The sequence below is a fragment of the Streptantibioticus silvisoli genome (assembly GCF_027947535.2).
GTDB classification, from domain to species: Bacteria; Actinomycetota; Actinomycetes; order Streptomycetales; family Streptomycetaceae; genus Streptantibioticus_C; species Streptantibioticus_C silvisoli.
The window spans coordinates 19,487-35,410 of sequence record NZ_JAAGKO020000029.1; the positions used below are offsets into that span (position 1 = coordinate 19,487).

A 15,924-nucleotide genomic window follows, 5' to 3' on the forward strand; every position below is an offset into this window, starting at 1 on the left:
CCAGTGCCGTGTCCAGTCTCGTTTTCGCCGATATCCAGCCGGGGATGGGGGTTGGGGTTGAAGCTGGCGTCGGGGCTGGAGTTGGGCGGCGGTGATTCACGGGGCGCCGTCGTGTCACCTCCGCCGGGGCGCGGGCCGCGGATGGTGTCGGACGTGGCTGATCGACCGGCGACCGTCGCCGGTCGAACGGCTCGGACCGGCAGGGGCAACGCGGTGGCTCGGCCTGGCGCTACGGTCAGGGCAGCAGCAGCTTCCGCAGCAACTGCATCCCTTCGAGGACGTCGACGTGCTGATCGAGTGTCCACTGCATCGACAGTCCGTCGGACGCCGCGATGATGAGCGAGGCGACGACCCGTGGCGGCAGGTCCTGCCGGATCTCGTTTTTGGCCTGTCCCTGCTCGACGGCTTGAGCGATCTGGGTTCGCAGGTTCTCGAACCGCTCGGTGAAGACGGCCCGGGACCGCTTGTTTCCCGACGCGACCGAACTGGCGACCAGAGTGGTGTACAGGGCGATGAGGCCCGGGACGCTCGCGTTGTGTTCGGCACCCGCGATGATCCGCGCGAGGACGCCGTCGTCATCGGCTGCCATGCTGACGTTACGAGCACGTTCATCGGCTGCCGCCATGACGGCCAGGAGCAGGTCCTCGCGGGAGCGGAAGTAGTGCCGCATCCCCTCCCGCGTGACGCCGACCGCCTCGCCGATCGCGGTCAACGAGGTGCCCTCGAAGCCCTTCTCGGCGAAGACTTCGAGCGTGGCTTCGAGGATCTCCTGCCGCCTGCTGATGCCCTTGGCGTAGGGGCCGCGGGGTTCTCGGCGGGCGTGAGCGCTCATGGGGGGAGTGTAGCCAAGCGCCAAAACCACTGGAGCGGTGGGTTTGGTCGCGCATTGGGGGTCATCCACTGCGTGAGCTGGAAGGGGGCCGCTGAGGGGGCTGAGGGGTGATGACGGGGGCGGAGGGGGCTGGCGGGCGTTGACCGTGCTGGCGGGCGTTGACGGGCGCTGACGGGTTCGAGGTCGCGGGGCCCGGCGGTGCCGATCGCTTCCTCCGTGGCGGGGGCCGGCCATGCCGGGTCGGCGATCCGGTGTGCGTACCGCAACGACGGACGCCCTCGCCCGCTCCGGTGCCGGGCCGGTGACTGCGGTGGGCCGGCGACTGCACCGGCCGGCGACTGCGGTGGTGCCGACAGCGCGGGCCGGGGCATCGGCGGTGGGGCCGGCCATTGACGACGGAGCCCCCATCGATGGCGGGACCGGCCGCGGTGGAACCAGCCGTCCGCGACGGAGCCGGCCAGCGCGGTGCGGCCGGTCACCGGCGGCGGCTGTTGACGAACGCGGCGCCCAGTTCGCGGACGATCCCCTTCAGTCCCGCGCCGTTGAGCATTCCGGCGCCGGGGTCCCCGGACACCCGATCCGGGCGGGCGGACCACGAGGCGGCCGACGGGGCGGTCGGCCACTCCTGGCCGGGGCCGGACGCGGGAGGCTGCGGCAACGTGCCGCCGTAGTCCGGGCCGGCGGTCGTGCGGCCCGGCTCCGGCCGGAACGCGGGACGGTGGAAACCGTCGGAGGGGAAACCGCCGCCGGCCGGACGTAACATGTCCGCGCCGCGAGCCTGCGACCGGTGCGGCCGTCCGCCGCGCGATGCCCCGCGGTCCTGCTCCGGGGCGAACGGCACGCCGGCCGTCATCGCCCGGAACGCGACGACGCCGGCCTGCGCGAGCCGGTTGATCCCCAGGAGCAGAAGCATCGGCTTCGTCGACGACGCCACCCCGGCGTGCAGGCCGGTCGCGATGAGGGTCATCAGCAGCCGGGAGACGACCAGCGCCAGCCACAGCCACAGGCCCTTCGGCGGCATCCGGCCCCACAGCGCGCCATCGCGTGTTTCCAGGTGCGTCACGGCTCCCTGCCCGAAGCCGATACCGGCGCAGAGGACCCCACTGACCAGCAGGCAGACGACATCGGCCGTGCCGGGGGTGTGAGCACCCTTGGCGAGATCCGACACGCCCACCACGGCCAGCACCGCCGGCAGCACGACCAGCCGCTTGGCGCGGAGCGGTTCCCCGAGTAGCTGACGGCCTATCACATAGGCCACGATCGCGATGATCGCGAGGATTTCCAGCACGTTCACGGATACATCCTTCGAGAGGTTGCCGACCACGGCGTTACCCGTGAAACGCTAACGAGCCGGCGCCGTCCGGACGTCACCCCTGAGGTGACGTCCGGGGTGATACCGCGGCCGGGCCCTCACCCCGCGCGGTCATACCGCCGTCGCCCTTCCGTCCCCTTGCCGGCCCCGCGCGCCGCGTTCCTCGGTGCCGCCCGTTGTCTCGCATACGCCACTTCTCGCATCCGCGGTGTCTTCACGTCCCCCGCCTCCTCGCGTCCATGTGTCTTCGTGCCCCTGCCTCCCCACGCGTGCCGCTTCCCGGGTCCCGCACCCCCCGTTCCCCTCGCAGCGGCGTGCCGCCGAACGCGGGAGCTGCCGCCGAACGCCCGCGCCACCGCACGCCGGGAGCCGTGCCGCCGAACGTCCCGCGCCGCCGGTGCCACTACCGTGCTGTCGGGCGCCGGAGCCCGTACCGTGCGCCCCGTGCCCACCGGATGTGACCGTCCGCAGGAAGGAACCGCCCGATGTCCACCTGGTTCATCACCGGCTGCTCGACAGGACTCGGCCGCGCCCTCGCGCAGGCCGTCCTGGCGGGCGGTCACAACGCCGTGGTCACCGCCCGCGACACCGCGAACGTGCGGGACCTCGCGGACGCGCACCCCGGCACCGCGCTCGCGCTGCCGCTCGACGTGACCGACCACCAGCAGGTCACGGCCGCGGTCGCCGCCGCCGAGGAGCGGTTCGGTGCCATCGACGTGCTGGTGAACAACGCCGGCTACGGCTACCGCGCCGCCGTTGAGGAAGCCGGTGCCGACGACGTGCGGGAGCTGTTCGCCACCAACTTCTTCGGCGCGGTCGACATGATCAAGGCGGTGCTTCCCGGCATGCGCGCCCGCCGTAGTGGTGTCATCGCGAACATCTCCTCCATCGGGGCCCGGATCTCCCCGGCCGGCTCCGGCTACTACTCCGCGACGAAGGCGGCCCTTGAGGGCATGACCGCCTCGCTGCGCAAGGAGACGGCGCCGCTGGGCATCACCGCGATGGTCGTCGAGCCCGGCGGGTTCCGCACCGACTTCGCGGGACGCTCGCTCCGGCAGTCCCGAACCGCGATCGCCGACTACGCCGGCACCGCCGGCAAGCGCCGCAAGGAGAACGACAGCGCCCACGGCACCCAGCCGGGCGACCCCGCCAAGGCCGCCCAGGCCCTCATCGCGGCCGTCGAAGCCCCCGAACCCCCGTTCCTGCTCCTCCTCGGGGACAACGCCGTCGACGGCTACCGCGCCGTCGAACAGGCCCAACGCACCGAACTGGACGCCTGGGAACGGACCAGCCGGAGCACCGGCTTCGTCAGCTGACGGACCGTCAAGTAGTGGTCAGCGGAGGCGTTCACGCGATGCCGCCGTCACCGGACGGCCGATGCGCCGACGCCGACGCCGACGCCGACGCCGGCTCGCGGTCCTGGTCCCGGACCGGGGCTGCTCTTCTCCGACGTAAGCCATGGCGTCGCCCGAGCGGTCGCCCGAGCGCCGACCCCGCGGATCAGCCCTTCGTGCGGTAGTGGAAGGCGCAGATCTCGGTGAAGCCCGCTTTCTCGTACAGCCGGAGCGCGGGGACGTTGCCGTGCTCCACCTGGAGGTACATGCGGTCGGCCCGGTGGGCGGCGGCCCAGCGGGCCAGCGCCGCGAGAAGGCGGCGACCCGCCCCCGTGCCACGCGCCCGGGGGAGCGTCGCCATGCCGAACACCCCCGCCCAGCCGTCGTCGACGACCACGCGGCCCACCGCGACAGCCTCGTCCCCGACGGTCGCCCGGGCATAGCCGCACGGCTGCTCCAGCCGGGTGAGCCGGTCCCGTTCGGCCAGCGGGTCTCCTCCCTTCACAGCGTGCCAGGCGTCGAGCCAGCGGGCTGTCGGCCGGTCGTCCACCCGGACCCGCTGCGGCCCCGCGGCCGGCAGGTCAGCGACGCGGGCGGACAGGGCGGCCTGCAACGACACCGGGCTCTCCGCGCGGTAGCCGCGCTCCGCCAGCAGCGCGTCAAGTCCCGGCGGACACGCTCCCGGAGCGATCTGGATCCTGGCGACCACGCCGTGCGCGGCGTAGAACTCCTCGGCCCGCACGACCCGGCGCAGCAACTCCTCCGGCCCGACTCCGCCGTGCGGCAGGACCGTTCCGGCCCACCAGGGGCCGCCGGGGGAGTGGCGCATCCACCACCCCTCGACGTGCTCGACGTACTCGACCGGCAGCGCCCGTGCCGCCCCTTCCTGCAAGCCCCTGACCACCTCCGGGCCGACCACGGCGTGCGCTGCCGACACTGACACCACCTTCCCCACGGCGTACGACCTTCTCCAGGGCATGCGACGAACGTCCGCCGATGCTGACACATCACGAGCCGCTGTCGGTACGTCGTCAAGCACGGGGCGTCATCGGCCGCTGATGACGTGTCGACCGCGGGTGAACGGCGCCGGTAGACATCCCCGGGCCGCGTCGAAGTCCCGCTGGCCGTCCGGCAGTTCGGTTTCGCGCCGGGGGTTGCCGCAGGTGCGGGTACGTCCTCGGGTACGGTCGGAAGCCCGTAACCGGAGGAAGTCTCCGGGGGGCGGAAGCGAGGAGCGCGACATGATCCGGTTGGACCACATGTGCCTCGGCGTACCGGAACTGGCTGACGGCGTACGGCGGTTGGCGGCGGAGACCGGGCTGGGGTCCTACGAGGGCGGGGTCTTCGAGGAGCACGGGCTCGGCAACACGATCTTCCCGTTGGGCGGTGACGTCTACGTCGAGGTGGAGGCCGTCGTCGACCCGACCCGGGCGCCCGAGCCGGCCGGGTGGTTCGGACGGGCGACGCGCGGCGGACTGGACCGGTGGATGTTCTGGTCCCTGCGCACGGACACCCTCGAAGAACTGCACGAGGTCGCCGAACGCCTCGGCGGCGAGGTCGCGCGCGTGCCCGGCCGCACCGAGCCCAACGGCGTGCGGCGCACCATCACCAGCGCGCCGGGCGGCCCTCTCCTGCTCGACCTCTGGAGGAAGGGGCTGCCCAACTGGTACTACCGCCCGGACCCGGCGACGAACCCGGCCCGCAGGCCCGTGTCCGTCGGCTCGACCGCGCCGGCGAACCCCCGCACGCCGGTGGGCGTGGCGTGGATCGAGGTGTGCGGTGACGAGAAGGAGATCGTGCGGCATGTCGGCGAGGTGACCTTCGAGCGGCTGCCGTTGCGGGTGGTGGGCGGCGACGAGCCGGGCCTGCTGGCGGTCGCGGTCCGGCTGGCCGACGGTGCCGAGACCGTGATCCGTCGCCGCTCGGCCGCCGCACTGCTGGACGGCGACGCCCGTTGAGGAACCCGGTGGCCGTCCCGGGGGCGCTCGCGAGCCGCCAGTCCGGGCCAACAACTACGCCGCACAGCGGAGTTCGGACCTTCGGCATTCGCTGACGGATCGTCAGACGTGCTGACCCGGGTGAATCCGGTGCCGGCGGCGCAGCAGAAAGCCGTCGACGAGGAAGAAGAGGCCGCCGAGAAAGGCGTAGCCGCTCAACATGCTGAGCTGTGCGTGATGGGAGCCGGCCATGACGTTGAAGGTGATACCGACAACGGTGGAGAGCCCACCACTGATCAACGAGGCCCACTGTGTGCCGAGTTGGCGACGCCGACGGAGCGCGACGATCAGCTGCATCAGACCGGAGACCGTGGCCCAGGCGCCGAAGACGCGCAGCACCGACGCGGTGTTCTGGGCGCTGGCGACAGCGAGGCCGATCAGGGCGACGGTGCTGATGGCGGCGTTGACCCACTGCATCGTCGCGGGTCCGGTCGTCCGGTGCGTGGAGGCGTCATACGCGGAGGAGATGACGTCGATCGCCGGGTAGACGATGAGCAACGTGACGGTCGCGGCGGTCAGTTGATCGCCGGAGGCGGTGAACGCGGCGGCCCAGACGAGGGCGAACGCGCCGCGGACGAAGTACAGCGGCCACAAGGCCCGCTGAGCCCGGCTCGGCGAGTTGAAGGCGGACGGAGCTTGATCGACTGTTGACACGTGACACTCCTTGGCGCTCCGCGACCTGAGCCCGAGCGGGTGGATGACTTTCCGCACTTCGACATGTTCTGCTGTGGCGATGTCCGCTCGAGCGGCATCCCCGGCGAGTCCGGACATGCCGCCTGAACCGCGCTGATGGCATTCGGCAGGCGCCGCGTTCGGTGAAGGCGGGACCGCGACCGAGGTCGTTGCCCACGCCGCCCGTGTGCCCGGTGACCTCACCCGATCGCCGTCACCGGCGACCTCGCCGTCGTTGCCCCGGTCCGCCGGGCGCCGGGAGGACTTGACGGCTGACCGGGGTCCGAGGAGTCGACCGGCTGCGGCACTCGGCCACCGGAATGGTCCCCGTACCGGGAGGCGAGTCGGACTTCCCGCACGGGTGAGCGAGTTGGACTTCTTCCTCCGCCGGGTACTGATCCCGGCCGCCTGATTTCTCGACGGCCGATGAGGTTCGCGCCGCCGCGCGACGGTCGGACTTCCGCACCTCTCACGCCGCGACCAATTGCCGCGCGGCGTGACACGGTCATTCGGATTCCTCCCAGCTCAAGACGGGTGAGGCGGTCAGCGTAGCACTAAAAACACCACTGCGGTGGTTTTAATAGGGCGTGCTTGAGCGTTCGCGCGCGCCGGGGCCCGGTGGCCCGTGGCGCCGGTCGGCCGGTGGGTGTTGCCGCCCGGTCGAACTCGCGCGTGCTGATGGCTGTCGCGCGCGGTCCCGTCGAACGGCTGTCGCGGGTGCCCTCGTCGAACCCGGAGCGGTGTCGAAGGGGCTCCGCCCTTGCCATCCAGGATGATGGTGCTAGATTCATTAGCATCATGTTGTGGAAAGTGGATCCGGCGGCGCGCGAGCCGCTGGTCGAGCAGATCGCCTCATCGGTCCGTCTCGCCCTCGTCCGGGGGCAGTTGGCGGCCGGTGAACGGCTGCCGTCGGCCCGGGAGTTGGCAGAGGTGCTCGATGTCAACGCCAACACCGTGCTGGCCGCCTACCGGGTCCTGCGCGAGGAGGAGATCGTGGAGTTCCGTCGAGGACGCGGAGTGCGGGTGGGCCCGGCGGTCGACGCGCCCGCCATCGCCCGTAGCGCTGTCGTCGAAGCGGCTCGCACGTATCTCGCCGAGGGGCTGCGCCACGGCTGGGGCGTGGACGAACTGACGGATCTGTTGCGGGAGTTGGGATGACGACGGCTTACACGAGCACCGTCGTCGCCCGCGGTCACGTCGTGGTGGGCGTCGCGCTGGGCGTCGTCGCGGCGCTGCTGATCCGGCCCTGGCCGGTCGCGGTCCCCGTCGCCCTCGTGCTGGTCGCCACCGGTGTGTACCTGGGCACCGTCCGGCTGGCCCTCGGCGCCGACGGGCTGCGCGTCGCGCAGGGCCCCTGGGGCAGGTCCCGGACGATTCCCCGGTGGGCCGTGGCGTCCGTGTCGTGCACCACCCTCACCACCGCCCAGGCGTTCGGCCTCGGCCTGCCCTGGAACCGGCGTGCCAGCCGCCTGACCCCCCGCCGCGGCCCGGCACTCGTCGTCGAGCTGACCGACGGCGAGGTCCTGCGCATCACCACCCCCGATCCCGGCGCCGCCGCATCCCTGGCGGCCGCGAACCGAAAGGACGACCGATGACCGATCAACGACCCTGGTTCGGACCCAAGCGCGTGGGCTGGGGCCTGCGCCCGCAGACCTGGCAAGGATGGACGCTGACGGCCGTGATCATCGTGGTGGTGGTCGCCGTCGGACTGCTGGTGCGCTGACCGCGTCCGTGGCTGCGTCCGTGGCCGCGTCGCGACTGCTGTCGTCCGCCGGGCTCGCCGCCAACTCACCGGCAGCGCCAACCGCAATGCGTACGGCGGGTGTTGTCGTCGGTGCCGAGTCGCGGCGAACTCCGGATGCTGCTCGGTTCCCCCAGCCTCGTCGGGGCTGCCGTTTCCCGGCGTGAATCGGGGTGTGAACCCGGGCACCCGCGCTGTCGTTCGTCGCGACATCGCGGCGGAGGAAGTGCCGGCCCGACCGCCGCTGCGCCGAGCGCGTCGCCACAGCCGGCCCCCGTCCCTCCGCCAGGTGGAGGGACGGGGGCCGGTTCAGGCGCCGTTCTGGCCGGTACGGTCCCGTGCCGCCGGGATCGTGGACCCGGCGTGCCACGCGTCGCCCCGGGGCGCGAAGTCGCCGTCCGGGCAGGCGAGTTCGGCTCGCCCGATCGAGCGGGCGCCCGGCCGGTGAGTTCACCGGTGGGGCGGACGCACGGCGAGTTCACCGGTGCGGCGGCCGAGTGGGTCAGTGCGCGTAGCGCTGCTGGAGCCGGGTCAGGGTGGCCTCGATGCCGGTGGCGTTCTTGCGGCCGTAGCTCAGCAGTTTGAACATCGTGGCCGGGACCGCCTTGGCGGAACGCGCGTCCCAGGTCTCGGTGATCCGGGTGGTGCCGGCGGACAGGGCGGTGAACTCCCAGCGCCACACGTGCTGGGCGGGGTGGCGCCATTCCAGGAGCGTGCCGTCCTCGAAGCCGGTGACCTCGCTGGTGATCCGGTAGGGCAGGCCGAACTGCTTCATGCCGACGGAGAACTTCGCTCCCGCCGACAGCCGGTCCGGGCCGGAGACGGTGGCCTGGACGGTGCCCGAGCCGTCCAGTTCGTGGTGCCGGCGGGGGTCGGCGAGCAGGGCGAACAGCTCGCCGGCGGGGGCGTCGACCTCGACCGAGCGGCTCACCAGCAGCGGGGCGGACTCGACGACGGTGACGCCGGTGGCGGCCATCACCGGGTTCCGGCGGCGGTACGGACGGTCGCGGAGTACTTCATGGGATGCGCTCCTCACAGCGGGATGCGGTGCCGGGCCGTGAGCGGGCGGCCGCAGGTGCCGTCCGTGTCATGATCGCCGGTATCAACAGGGCGCCCCCACCCTGGCAACACACCGACCGCTTGTCGAGTTCGCGGCGCAATACCGCGGCTCCGACGAGGAGTTCGGCACCGGAGGAAGCGGTTTCGCCGGTTGGGGTGAACGCTGGCGGGGTGCGTGCACTGTCTGCGGTTGAGGTGAAGGTCGGCGGGGTGTGACCACGGTCTGCGGTCACGGTGAACGTTGATGGGGTCCGTCCGCCGTCTCCGGTCAACGTGAGCGCTGGCAGAGCCCGTTCACCGTCTCCGGGTGAACATCGGCCGCGGGGAGGTAGGGACAGGGGTTGCGGGCGGCCGGTCCCGGGCCGGCGTCGTCGCGTTTCCGCACGCGGCGATCAGCGTCGGCGTCCCGCGCCGATCAGCACCGCTGTCCCGCCGGGTTGGCACGGCGTTTACGTCGGTCGGCCGGCCGCACCGTCGTTCACCTGGTCCGTGCCTGGTCCGGGCGGGGAGCTCCGGCCAGCATCCAGTGACTGAACGCCGCGTAGTGCTCGGCGTACTGCGGTGCGGTGGCCGCGTTCTCGACGGCGAGGGAGAAGTCCCGTACCGACGCGTAGCGAGGGGCGCGGTCCGCCTCGTACGCCTTCAGCGCTTGTCGCAGGTCGGGCTGCCCGCCCAGTTCCCGGGTGAGTACGCCGACGTCTTCGACGCCGAGCGTTCCCCCGGCGGCTATGTGGGGTGACAGCCCGTGTGCCGCGTCGCCGATGAGGACCACGCGGTCGGACGTCCACCGGGGGAGGGGCGGGACCAGCATGACCCGGTTGTGCAGGATCGCCTCGTCGGGGGTCGCCTCGATCAGCTCCACCAGCGCGTCGTTCCACCCGTTGTCATTGAGGTGGGCGGCGCGTTCGAGGGCCTGTCGCTTCAGGCTGCCGGAAAGCGGCGAGCAGTCGAACTGGTTGACCATCCACATGGTCATGCCGCCGTACGTCCGGACGTAGCCGCCGCGGCTGCGTCGGGAACCGACGGTCAGCACGCTTCCCCGTGCGGGCTCGTTCCGCGAGGGCACCGTCGCGCGCCAGGCGTGGTGACCGCGGTGTTCCTGTGCGGTGGACCCCGGCAGAAGCTGCTCACGGACCCGGGAGAAGACACCGTCGGCCCCGATGAGCAGGTCGGCGCGTTCGTGACTGCCGTCGGCGAACCGCACCGTGACCGCGTCGCCGTCCTCCTCGAAGCCGATCACCTTGCTGTCGTACCGGACGGTCGAGCCGCCGGCCGCTGCGGCCAGTAGCTCGTTGAGCTGAAGGCGGGGCACCAGCAGGAAGTCATGGTCCTCGTCGGTGGCACCCGGCGCACGGAAGCCGCGTCCCGAGGCGTCGTAGAACCAGGTCGAGACCCCGGTTCCCAGCGCGTCCACACGCTCACCGAGGCCGATGCCGGCGAACACCTCAAGTGCGTTGCGCCACAAGCCTATTGAAGCACCGGCCGCCCGGACCTGGGGAGCCTGCTCACAGACCACGACGTCCGCGCCCGCCCGGCGCAGTGCCGTCGCCGTCGTCAGACCGACGATGCCTCCACCAGCGATGATCACGCGCATTGCTCTACCTCCACGGATGTGATGGACCGGCATCCCAGACGTTAGGAGGAGGGAGACTTGCTTTCAAATGCATACTCGCGATGTCTTCTATTACCCCGGTGCATGTGTCTACGCGTTCGGTTGCGGCGATCCACCGGTGTGGGTGAGTGGCTGGCCGGGACCGGGGGCCGTGACCCCGGCGGTGCTGAGCGCGCCGCGCACGCGGGCCCGCAGCCAGCTGTGCGCCGCGTCACCGTCGTACCGCAGGTGCCAGCTCATGGCCAGGTCGACCGGCGGCAGCGTCAACGGCAGTGCCATGCTCCGCAGCCCGGCGGCGTCCAGGCCGGCGCGGGCGAGCACCTCGGGTACCGCGACCACGAGGTCGCTGCTCGCGACCAGGCGGAAGGCGGCGGCCGTCGTCGGCACGGAGACCACGACCCGGCGATTCAGCCCCTCGGCCCGCAGGGCCTCGTCGAGCGGGTCGTGCAGCCGTCCGCGGCGCGAGACCGTCACGTGCTCGTACGCCGCGTAGCTCCGCGACGTCAGCGTCCTGGCCGGGTGCCCGGTGCGGACCACCGCGAGGAGCGTCCCCCCGCCGACGATCTCCGAGCGCAGGTCCGGCTGCCGGGGCAGGCCGGCCGCGATCTCCAGGTCCACCCGCCCGCGCCGCAGGTCGTCGTCATCGACCGCCGACTCCGCGAGGAAACGCAGCCGCACGCCCGGTGCCGCGGCCCGCACGGCCGCCACGATCGCCGGACCCGCCGCGTGCGTGAGGGCGTCGTGGCAACGCAGGGTGAACGTCCGGTCCAGCGAGGTCGGATCGACCTCGCCCGTGGGACCGAGGAGGGCCCGGGCCTGCTCGACGAGCGCGTGCACCTGCTCCCGCACCGCCTCGGCGTACGGCGTCGGCAGCATCACCCGGCCGGACCGCACGAGGATCCGGTCCCCGGTCGCCCGGCGGATACGCCCGAGCGTGCGGCTCATCGCCGGCTGCGACAGGCGCAGGCGGTCCGCCGCTCCGCCGACGCTGCCTTCTTCCAGCAGAGCGTCAAGCCCGACAAGCAGGTTCAGGTCCAGGTTCACCGACGCCATGGTAGAGATCGGGCCCGGGTGCTGTTCCTGCCGTGAGGCGGTACGACCCGCGTGGCGGAGAGTCCTGGGCGCTCGCCGGAGGTCCTGACGGGGGCGGGGCGGGGCGGCCCGATGTCGGAGCGGGACTGGGTGTTGGAGCGGGGTGCGGTGTCGGAGTGGGGGTGGTCGGGGCCCGGCGTCGGGGGCGGAGCTTGAACTGTTCGATGGGGGGTGAGGATTTTCTGCTGATGCCAACGGGTGGGCCCCGGAGGCGCATTCGCCTCCGGGGCCCACCCGGGTGTTCTGCTATGTGGTTGTGGTGAATTCCGCGATCAGTACGCGGAGTCCACGTTGTCCATCGAGCCGTAACGGTGTTCGGCGTAGTTGCAGGCGGCGACGATGTTGGCGACCGGGTCGTAGATGTTCTTCGAGGTGCCCGCGACGTGGTAGGTCGCGAAGGTCGGGGGGATGACCTGGAGCAGACCCTTGGACGGAACGCCGTTCTGCGCGTTGATGTCCCAGTTGTTGATCGCGTGCGGGTTGCCGCTGGATTCACGCAGGGCGTTCCGCTTGATTCCTTCGAAGCTGCCGGCGATGTGGTGCTTGTGCATGATCGCCAGCGCCTGGTGTATCCAGCCGTCCAGGTTGTTCTGGGCCGGCATCGTCTTGGCGGCGGTCTTGAACGCGATCGACTTGTCCGCGCCGTGCCCGCCGGCGGTGTGGGCGGCCTTCTTGGCGCTGCCGCCCTTGAGGACGGCGCTGTGGGCCTGCTGGGAGGCGGTCCGGGTCGTTGCGACTGCGGAGTGGGGCGCGGGGGCGGCCTGCGCCACACCCGGAGCCACCGCGCCGGCCAGAACGGAGGCTCCCACGACGGCCATGACGCTGGCGGAGAGCTTCTGCTTCCGGGTCATACGGGCGGTCTGGTTGCGAACGGTTCGGGCGGTGCGGTTGAAAGCGGCGGGAATGGGCATGAGGTCTCGTGTCCTATCCGGTCGGGTCGCAGGGGCCAATTGGCTATTCGCTGTGTTGCAGCACAGTTCCCTGCGGCTCGGCCATTCTTAGCGACCCGAAAAGCGCGAAGCAATTGTGTGACGTACGACCTCGGGTAGTTGGCGGCCTCGGTTTCTCCGGCGCTGCGGCACGTTTGCGCGATCGTTACGGCCTTTACATGGTCTTCACGTCGGGACATTGGGTACTAGATGCCTTCGTGTGTGACGTGGATCCTGTTGTCGGCGTCACTTGGGGCGGGGTTCCAGATGGCCCAGGGTGAGTGCCCGGATACCGATGCGTGGCGATTTTCCATGGCGTTGCGAGCGAATGCGGGTGTGCGGCGGGGCGTATCTCCACCGCGAGTTATCGAACGTTCCGTACGCGTGACGGCGGGCCGCGATCCGGGGTGGCTGAGGGGCTGAACGGCTCCGTCGAACGGTCCGGAGGACGGGTGTGGCTCCGTCGAACCGTCGGAGGGCGGGCGCCGGACTCCGTGGCCCGGCCGGCAAGGCGCCGCGCAGCTCTGGGGGCGGCAGTGCTGCCCTGGCTCGGTTCGTGCCGTGAGCGAGGCTGCGGGGGCTCGATGGTCCCGGCCGGGGCGAAGCGGCTGGCGGTGCCGGACTCCGAGACCCCGGCCCGCTCGAAGATGGCGGCCGACCGGCTGATCGCGCGCAGAGAGGTGTACCTGCGGGAGAAGACGCTGTGGCGGATGCTCTACGAGACCGCCGGGCGGTCCGAGGAGATTATGGGCGTCGGCATCGAGGAGCTGGACTTCGCCGGGCGTCGTGGCCCGGTCTAGGCCAAGGGCGCCCGGACCAAGGCCCGGTCTGAGTTCGAGCCTGGTGACGTATGGGACATGCGCCCGCCGCCGGGGCCCTCCCCGGGGGCGATCTCCGAGCTGGCCAGCCTGCTCGCCCCCGGCGACGCCCGCCGTTGACCGCCTGCGCAGGGCAGGGCTGGCCCGCGCGGACGGGGGCGCTCAGCGCGGAATCACCCAGCCCGGTGCCCAGGTCCCGGCGGCGTCGTGGCCGGTTGTCGTGGCGGCGAGGTGGGTGCGGAGGGTGGCCAGCGCCGGGTGGGGGTTGTCGCGGTGCCACAGGAGCGAGTGCGGGTAGACGGGCGTCGGGTCGGTCACCGGGATGCGGCGCAGGCCGTGGCCGGCGGGCCAGACGAGGCGGGCGGGCTCGCCCATGAAGGTGGCCAGGGCCGAGGTGCCGGAAACGGTGTCGAGGAGGGCGTCGGAGCCGAAGTTGGGGCCGGTCACCTCGATGGTGAGGCCGAACGCGGCGACGAGGTCGTCGTAGTAGGCGCCCCACTCGGTACCGGGGGCGATGCCGGGCATCCAGATCCGGTGCCCGGTGAGCTGGGCGAGGGGCACCGACCGGGCGCCCGCAAGTGCGTGGGCGGGGCCGGTGACGAGTTGGAGCGGCTCGTCGAAGGCCCGGACGGAGGCGATGTCCTCCGGCAGGGGCCGGCCGGGCGCGGCCACGGCGCGGAAGGACGCGTCGATCGCACCGGAGAGAAGGGCGGTGACGGCCGTCCCGATATCGAACAGCATCATCACGTCGAGGTCGATGTCGGGGTGTGCGCGGTGGAAACCGCGCATCAGGCCCGACTGCGCGCTGCGCGAGGCGATCACGTCGACGCGCAGCGGACAGCGGCCGGGGCGTACGGACGCGCCCGCACGCTCGGCGACGCGCAGCAGCTCGCGTGCGTGGGGCAGGAACGCCTGACCATCGATGGTGAGCCCAGCGCCGCGTGGGGCACGGATGAACAATCGCACGCCGAGGGTGCGCTCCAGCGCGGCGACGCGTTTGGACACGGCCTGCTGGGTGATCGACAGGTCGGTGGCGGCTTTCTGGAACTGGCCCGCTTCCGCGACGGCGACGAAGGTACGTACTGCTTCGAGATCCACGCCAACTCACCTTAGAGAACAACCAATGGTTGTGGATTGCTGGCAGGTCGGTTGTTTGACCTGCCGTTGTCCTGCCCGCTTACCTCTCATCGGTCAACGTCGGTTTGTTCGGGTGGGATCTCGAGGGGAGTGCGCTGAGCATGGTGGGCAGGAGACGGTTGGGCCGGCAGTTCGGCTGGTTGTGGGCGTCATATGCGGTGAGCGCCTACGGGTCCGGGCTGGGGTTCGGGGCGTTGCCGCTGATCGCCGTGCTGGCGCTGCATGCCGCACCCGCCGAGGTGTCCGCACTGTCCGCGGTGGGGCCCGCGGTGGGTGCGCTGATCGCGGTGCCGCTCGCGCCGTGGATGGAGTTCCGGCGTAAGCGCCCGGTCATGATCATGATGGACCTGACCCGGTTTGCGGCCATGGCGACGATCCCCGTGGCCTACGCCCTCGGGTGGCTCGGGTTCGTCCAGCTGCTCGTGGTCTCGGCCGTGGTCGCCGCAGCCAAGATCGCCTTCAACGCGGCCAGCGGCGCCTACCTCAAGGCCCTCGTCCGGCCGGACGACCTGCTCGTCGCCAACGCGCGGTTCGAGTCCACGAACTGGAGCTCCATTGCGGTCGGGCCACCACTGGGCGGGGCGGCGATCGGCCTGTTCGGGCCGGTCACCACCGTGGTCGCCGACGCGCTCAGCTACCTGCTCTCCGCGCTGGGCATCACCGCGATCCGCGGCCAGGAAGAAGCGTCGCGAACGACCGGCAGCAGCCCGCTCCGGGCGGGCGCGCTGCTCGACGGCTGGCGACACCTCCTGGGCCACCCAGGTTTGCGCGCGCTCTACCTCAACAACATGCTCGTCGGCGGTCTGATCATGGCCACCGAGCCGCTGCTGGCCGTGCTCCTGCTGCGCCAGCTCGGGTTCCCACCCTGGCAGTACGGCCTCGCCTTCGCCGCTCCCTGCGTCGGCGGACTCATCGGCTCCCGGCTGGCCCGCCGTGTCGTGACCCGCTACGGCCGGGACGCGGTCTTCCGGACCGTCGGCACCCTGCGCGCCATCTGGCTGATCGGCCTGGCCTTCGTCCGCCCCGGCGTCGTCGGTCTCGTCACCGTGATGGCCGTCGAGCTGGCCATCATCATCAACATGAGCCTGTACAGCCCGGTGCTCGCCACCTATCGGCTCGAACACACCCCCAGGCATCTCGTCGCCCGCACCCTGTCGGCCTGGTCGATCGGCCAGCAGGCGTCCATCGCGATCCTCACCGCGCTCGCCGGACTGCTCGCCGACGTCACCAGCCCCCGCACCGCTCTCACGGCCGCTGGACTGCTCATCCTGACCACGCCGCTCCTGCTTCCCCGACCCGACCGGACAGCGCAGCACGAGCCGGAACCGGCTACGAGCCGATGACCGCTACAACCGTCACCCCCGGGACCATCCCGGCCGTGACGGCCGC

General features: G+C 71.6%; 15 protein-coding genes and 1 pseudogene. 7 read left to right on the forward strand and 9 right to left on the reverse strand.

Features of this window, described 5'->3' with window-relative positions; translation table 11 throughout:
- Positions 1–235: 235 nt before the first annotated feature.
- Both POF43_RS19845 and POF43_RS19850 read right to left on the reverse strand, forming a co-directional pair.
- Positions 236–832, reverse strand: a complete 597-nt coding sequence (locus tag POF43_RS19845; RefSeq protein ID WP_271324983.1) for a TetR/AcrR family transcriptional regulator — start codon at positions 830–832, stop codon at positions 236–238.
- Between the two features lie 475 nt (positions 833–1,307).
- Positions 1,308–2,126, reverse strand: coding sequence for a hypothetical protein (locus POF43_RS19850; RefSeq protein WP_271323819.1), 819 nt, complete (start codon positions 2,124–2,126; stop codon positions 1,308–1,310).
- Positions 2,127–2,629: 503 nt separating this feature from the next.
- On the opposite strand from POF43_RS19850, the gene POF43_RS19855 reads away from it, so the two are divergent.
- A complete protein-coding gene (locus tag POF43_RS19855) occupies positions 2,630–3,460 on the forward strand; it encodes an oxidoreductase (protein WP_271323818.1) in 831 nt (276 codons plus the stop codon).
- Positions 3,461–3,644: 184 nt separating this feature from the next.
- Here the strand turns inward: POF43_RS19855 and POF43_RS19860 are convergent, their stop codons facing one another.
- Entirely contained in the window at positions 3,645–4,415 is a 771-nt protein-coding gene (locus POF43_RS19860) for a GNAT family N-acetyltransferase (protein ID WP_271323817.1), read from the reverse strand.
- A 304-nt stretch (positions 4,416–4,719) separates the two neighbouring features.
- Here POF43_RS19860 and POF43_RS19865 point away from each other — a divergent pair, with 304 nt between their 5' ends.
- A complete protein-coding gene (locus POF43_RS19865) occupies positions 4,720–5,436 on the forward strand; it encodes a VOC family protein (RefSeq protein WP_271323816.1) in 717 nt (238 codons plus the stop codon).
- A 102-nt stretch (positions 5,437–5,538) separates the two neighbouring features.
- Here POF43_RS19865 and POF43_RS19870 read toward each other — a convergent pair whose 3' ends face one another.
- Positions 5,539–6,129: an HdeD family acid-resistance protein gene (locus tag POF43_RS19870; protein ID WP_271323815.1), complete on the reverse strand. Its 591-nt coding sequence runs from the start codon at positions 6,127–6,129 to the stop codon at positions 5,539–5,541.
- A gap of 816 nt (positions 6,130–6,945) precedes the next feature.
- On the opposite strand from POF43_RS19870, the gene POF43_RS19875 reads away from it, so the two are divergent.
- Genes POF43_RS19875 through POF43_RS19885 form a run of 3 tightly spaced genes read left to right on the forward strand, consistent with a single transcriptional unit; the run spans position 6,946 to position 7,870 of the window.
- Positions 6,946–7,305, forward strand: a complete 360-nt coding sequence (locus POF43_RS19875) for a GntR family transcriptional regulator (RefSeq protein WP_271323814.1) — start codon at positions 6,946–6,948, stop codon at positions 7,303–7,305.
- Entirely contained in the window at positions 7,302–7,742 is a 441-nt protein-coding gene (locus tag POF43_RS19880) for a hypothetical protein (protein ID WP_271323813.1), read from the forward strand. The genes POF43_RS19875 and POF43_RS19880 overlap by 4 nt, the downstream gene beginning before the upstream one ends.
- Complete coding sequence (locus POF43_RS19885) at positions 7,739–7,870, forward strand: hypothetical protein (RefSeq protein ID WP_271315487.1); 132 nt, start codon at positions 7,739–7,741, stop codon at positions 7,868–7,870. Before POF43_RS19880 ends, POF43_RS19885 begins: the two co-directional genes overlap by 4 nt.
- Positions 7,871–8,390: 520 nt before the next feature.
- Here the strand turns inward: POF43_RS19885 and POF43_RS19890 are convergent.
- From POF43_RS19890 to POF43_RS19905, 4 genes are all read right to left on the reverse strand, one after another.
- Positions 8,391–8,864, reverse strand: a complete 474-nt coding sequence (locus POF43_RS19890) for an SRPBCC family protein (RefSeq protein WP_271323812.1) — start codon at positions 8,862–8,864, stop codon at positions 8,391–8,393.
- Positions 8,865–9,425: 561 nt separating this feature from the next.
- Positions 9,426–10,541, reverse strand: coding sequence for an FAD-dependent oxidoreductase (locus POF43_RS19895; RefSeq protein ID WP_271323811.1), 1,116 nt, complete (start codon positions 10,539–10,541; stop codon positions 9,426–9,428).
- 108 nt (positions 10,542–10,649) lie between these two features.
- On the reverse strand, positions 10,650–11,612 hold the full coding sequence (locus POF43_RS19900) for a LysR family transcriptional regulator (RefSeq protein ID WP_303659548.1): 963 nt from the start codon (positions 11,610–11,612) through the stop codon (positions 10,650–10,652).
- Between the two features lie 311 nt (positions 11,613–11,923).
- Positions 11,924–12,502, reverse strand: coding sequence for a transglycosylase SLT domain-containing protein (locus POF43_RS19905; protein WP_308217748.1), 579 nt, complete (start codon positions 12,500–12,502; stop codon positions 11,924–11,926).
- 608 nt (positions 12,503–13,110) lie between these two features.
- On the opposite strand from POF43_RS19905, the pseudogene POF43_RS19910 reads away from it, so the two are divergent.
- Positions 13,111–13,377: pseudogene (locus tag POF43_RS19910) on the forward strand (site-specific integrase); the annotation flags it as partial.
- A 183-nt stretch (positions 13,378–13,560) separates the two neighbouring features.
- On the opposite strand, the gene POF43_RS19915 reads toward POF43_RS19910, so the two are convergent.
- The gene (locus POF43_RS19915) at positions 13,561–14,496 is read right to left on the reverse strand and encodes a LysR family transcriptional regulator (protein ID WP_271323098.1); all 936 of its coding nucleotides are present in this window, start codon (positions 14,494–14,496) and stop codon (positions 13,561–13,563) included.
- Positions 14,497–14,636: 140 nt separating this feature from the next.
- Here POF43_RS19915 and POF43_RS19920 point away from each other — a divergent pair, with 140 nt between their 5' ends.
- Positions 14,637–15,878 (forward strand): MFS transporter, encoded by a 1,242-nt coding sequence (locus POF43_RS19920; protein WP_271323099.1) that lies wholly within the window; start codon positions 14,637–14,639, stop codon positions 15,876–15,878.
- The last annotated feature ends 46 nt before the right edge of the window (positions 15,879–15,924 follow it).

What these genes read in the sequence shown, in the direction of transcription:
- POF43_RS19895 (WP_271323811.1), bottom strand. Translation starts at nt 10,541, where the DNA reads ATGCGCGTGATCATCGCTGGTGGAGGCATCGTCGGTCTGACGACGGCG.
- POF43_RS19900 (WP_303659548.1), bottom strand. Translation starts at nt 11,612, where the DNA reads ATGGCGTCGGTGAACCTGGACCTGAACCTGCTTGTCGGGCTTGACGCT.
- POF43_RS19885 (WP_271315487.1), top strand. Translation starts at nt 7,739, where the DNA reads ATGACCGATCAACGACCCTGGTTCGGACCCAAGCGCGTGGGCTGGGGC.
- POF43_RS19880 (WP_271323813.1), top strand. Translation starts at nt 7,302, where the DNA reads ATGACGACGGCTTACACGAGCACCGTCGTCGCCCGCGGTCACGTCGTG.
- POF43_RS19865 (WP_271323816.1), top strand. Translation starts at nt 4,720, where the DNA reads ATGATCCGGTTGGACCACATGTGCCTCGGCGTACCGGAACTGGCTGAC.
- POF43_RS19845 (WP_271324983.1), bottom strand. Translation starts at nt 832, where the DNA reads ATGAGCGCTCACGCCCGCCGAGAACCCCGCGGCCCCTACGCCAAGGGC.
- POF43_RS19905 (WP_308217748.1), bottom strand. Translation starts at nt 12,502, where the DNA reads ATGACCCGGAAGCAGAAGCTCTCCGCCAGCGTCATGGCCGTCGTGGGA.
- POF43_RS19855 (WP_271323818.1), top strand. Translation starts at nt 2,630, where the DNA reads ATGTCCACCTGGTTCATCACCGGCTGCTCGACAGGACTCGGCCGCGCC.
- POF43_RS19920 (WP_271323099.1), top strand. Translation starts at nt 14,637, where the DNA reads ATGGTGGGCAGGAGACGGTTGGGCCGGCAGTTCGGCTGGTTGTGGGCG.
- POF43_RS19875 (WP_271323814.1), top strand. Translation starts at nt 6,946, where the DNA reads ATGTTGTGGAAAGTGGATCCGGCGGCGCGCGAGCCGCTGGTCGAGCAG.
- POF43_RS19890 (WP_271323812.1), bottom strand. Translation starts at nt 8,864, where the DNA reads ATGGCCGCCACCGGCGTCACCGTCGTCGAGTCCGCCCCGCTGCTGGTG.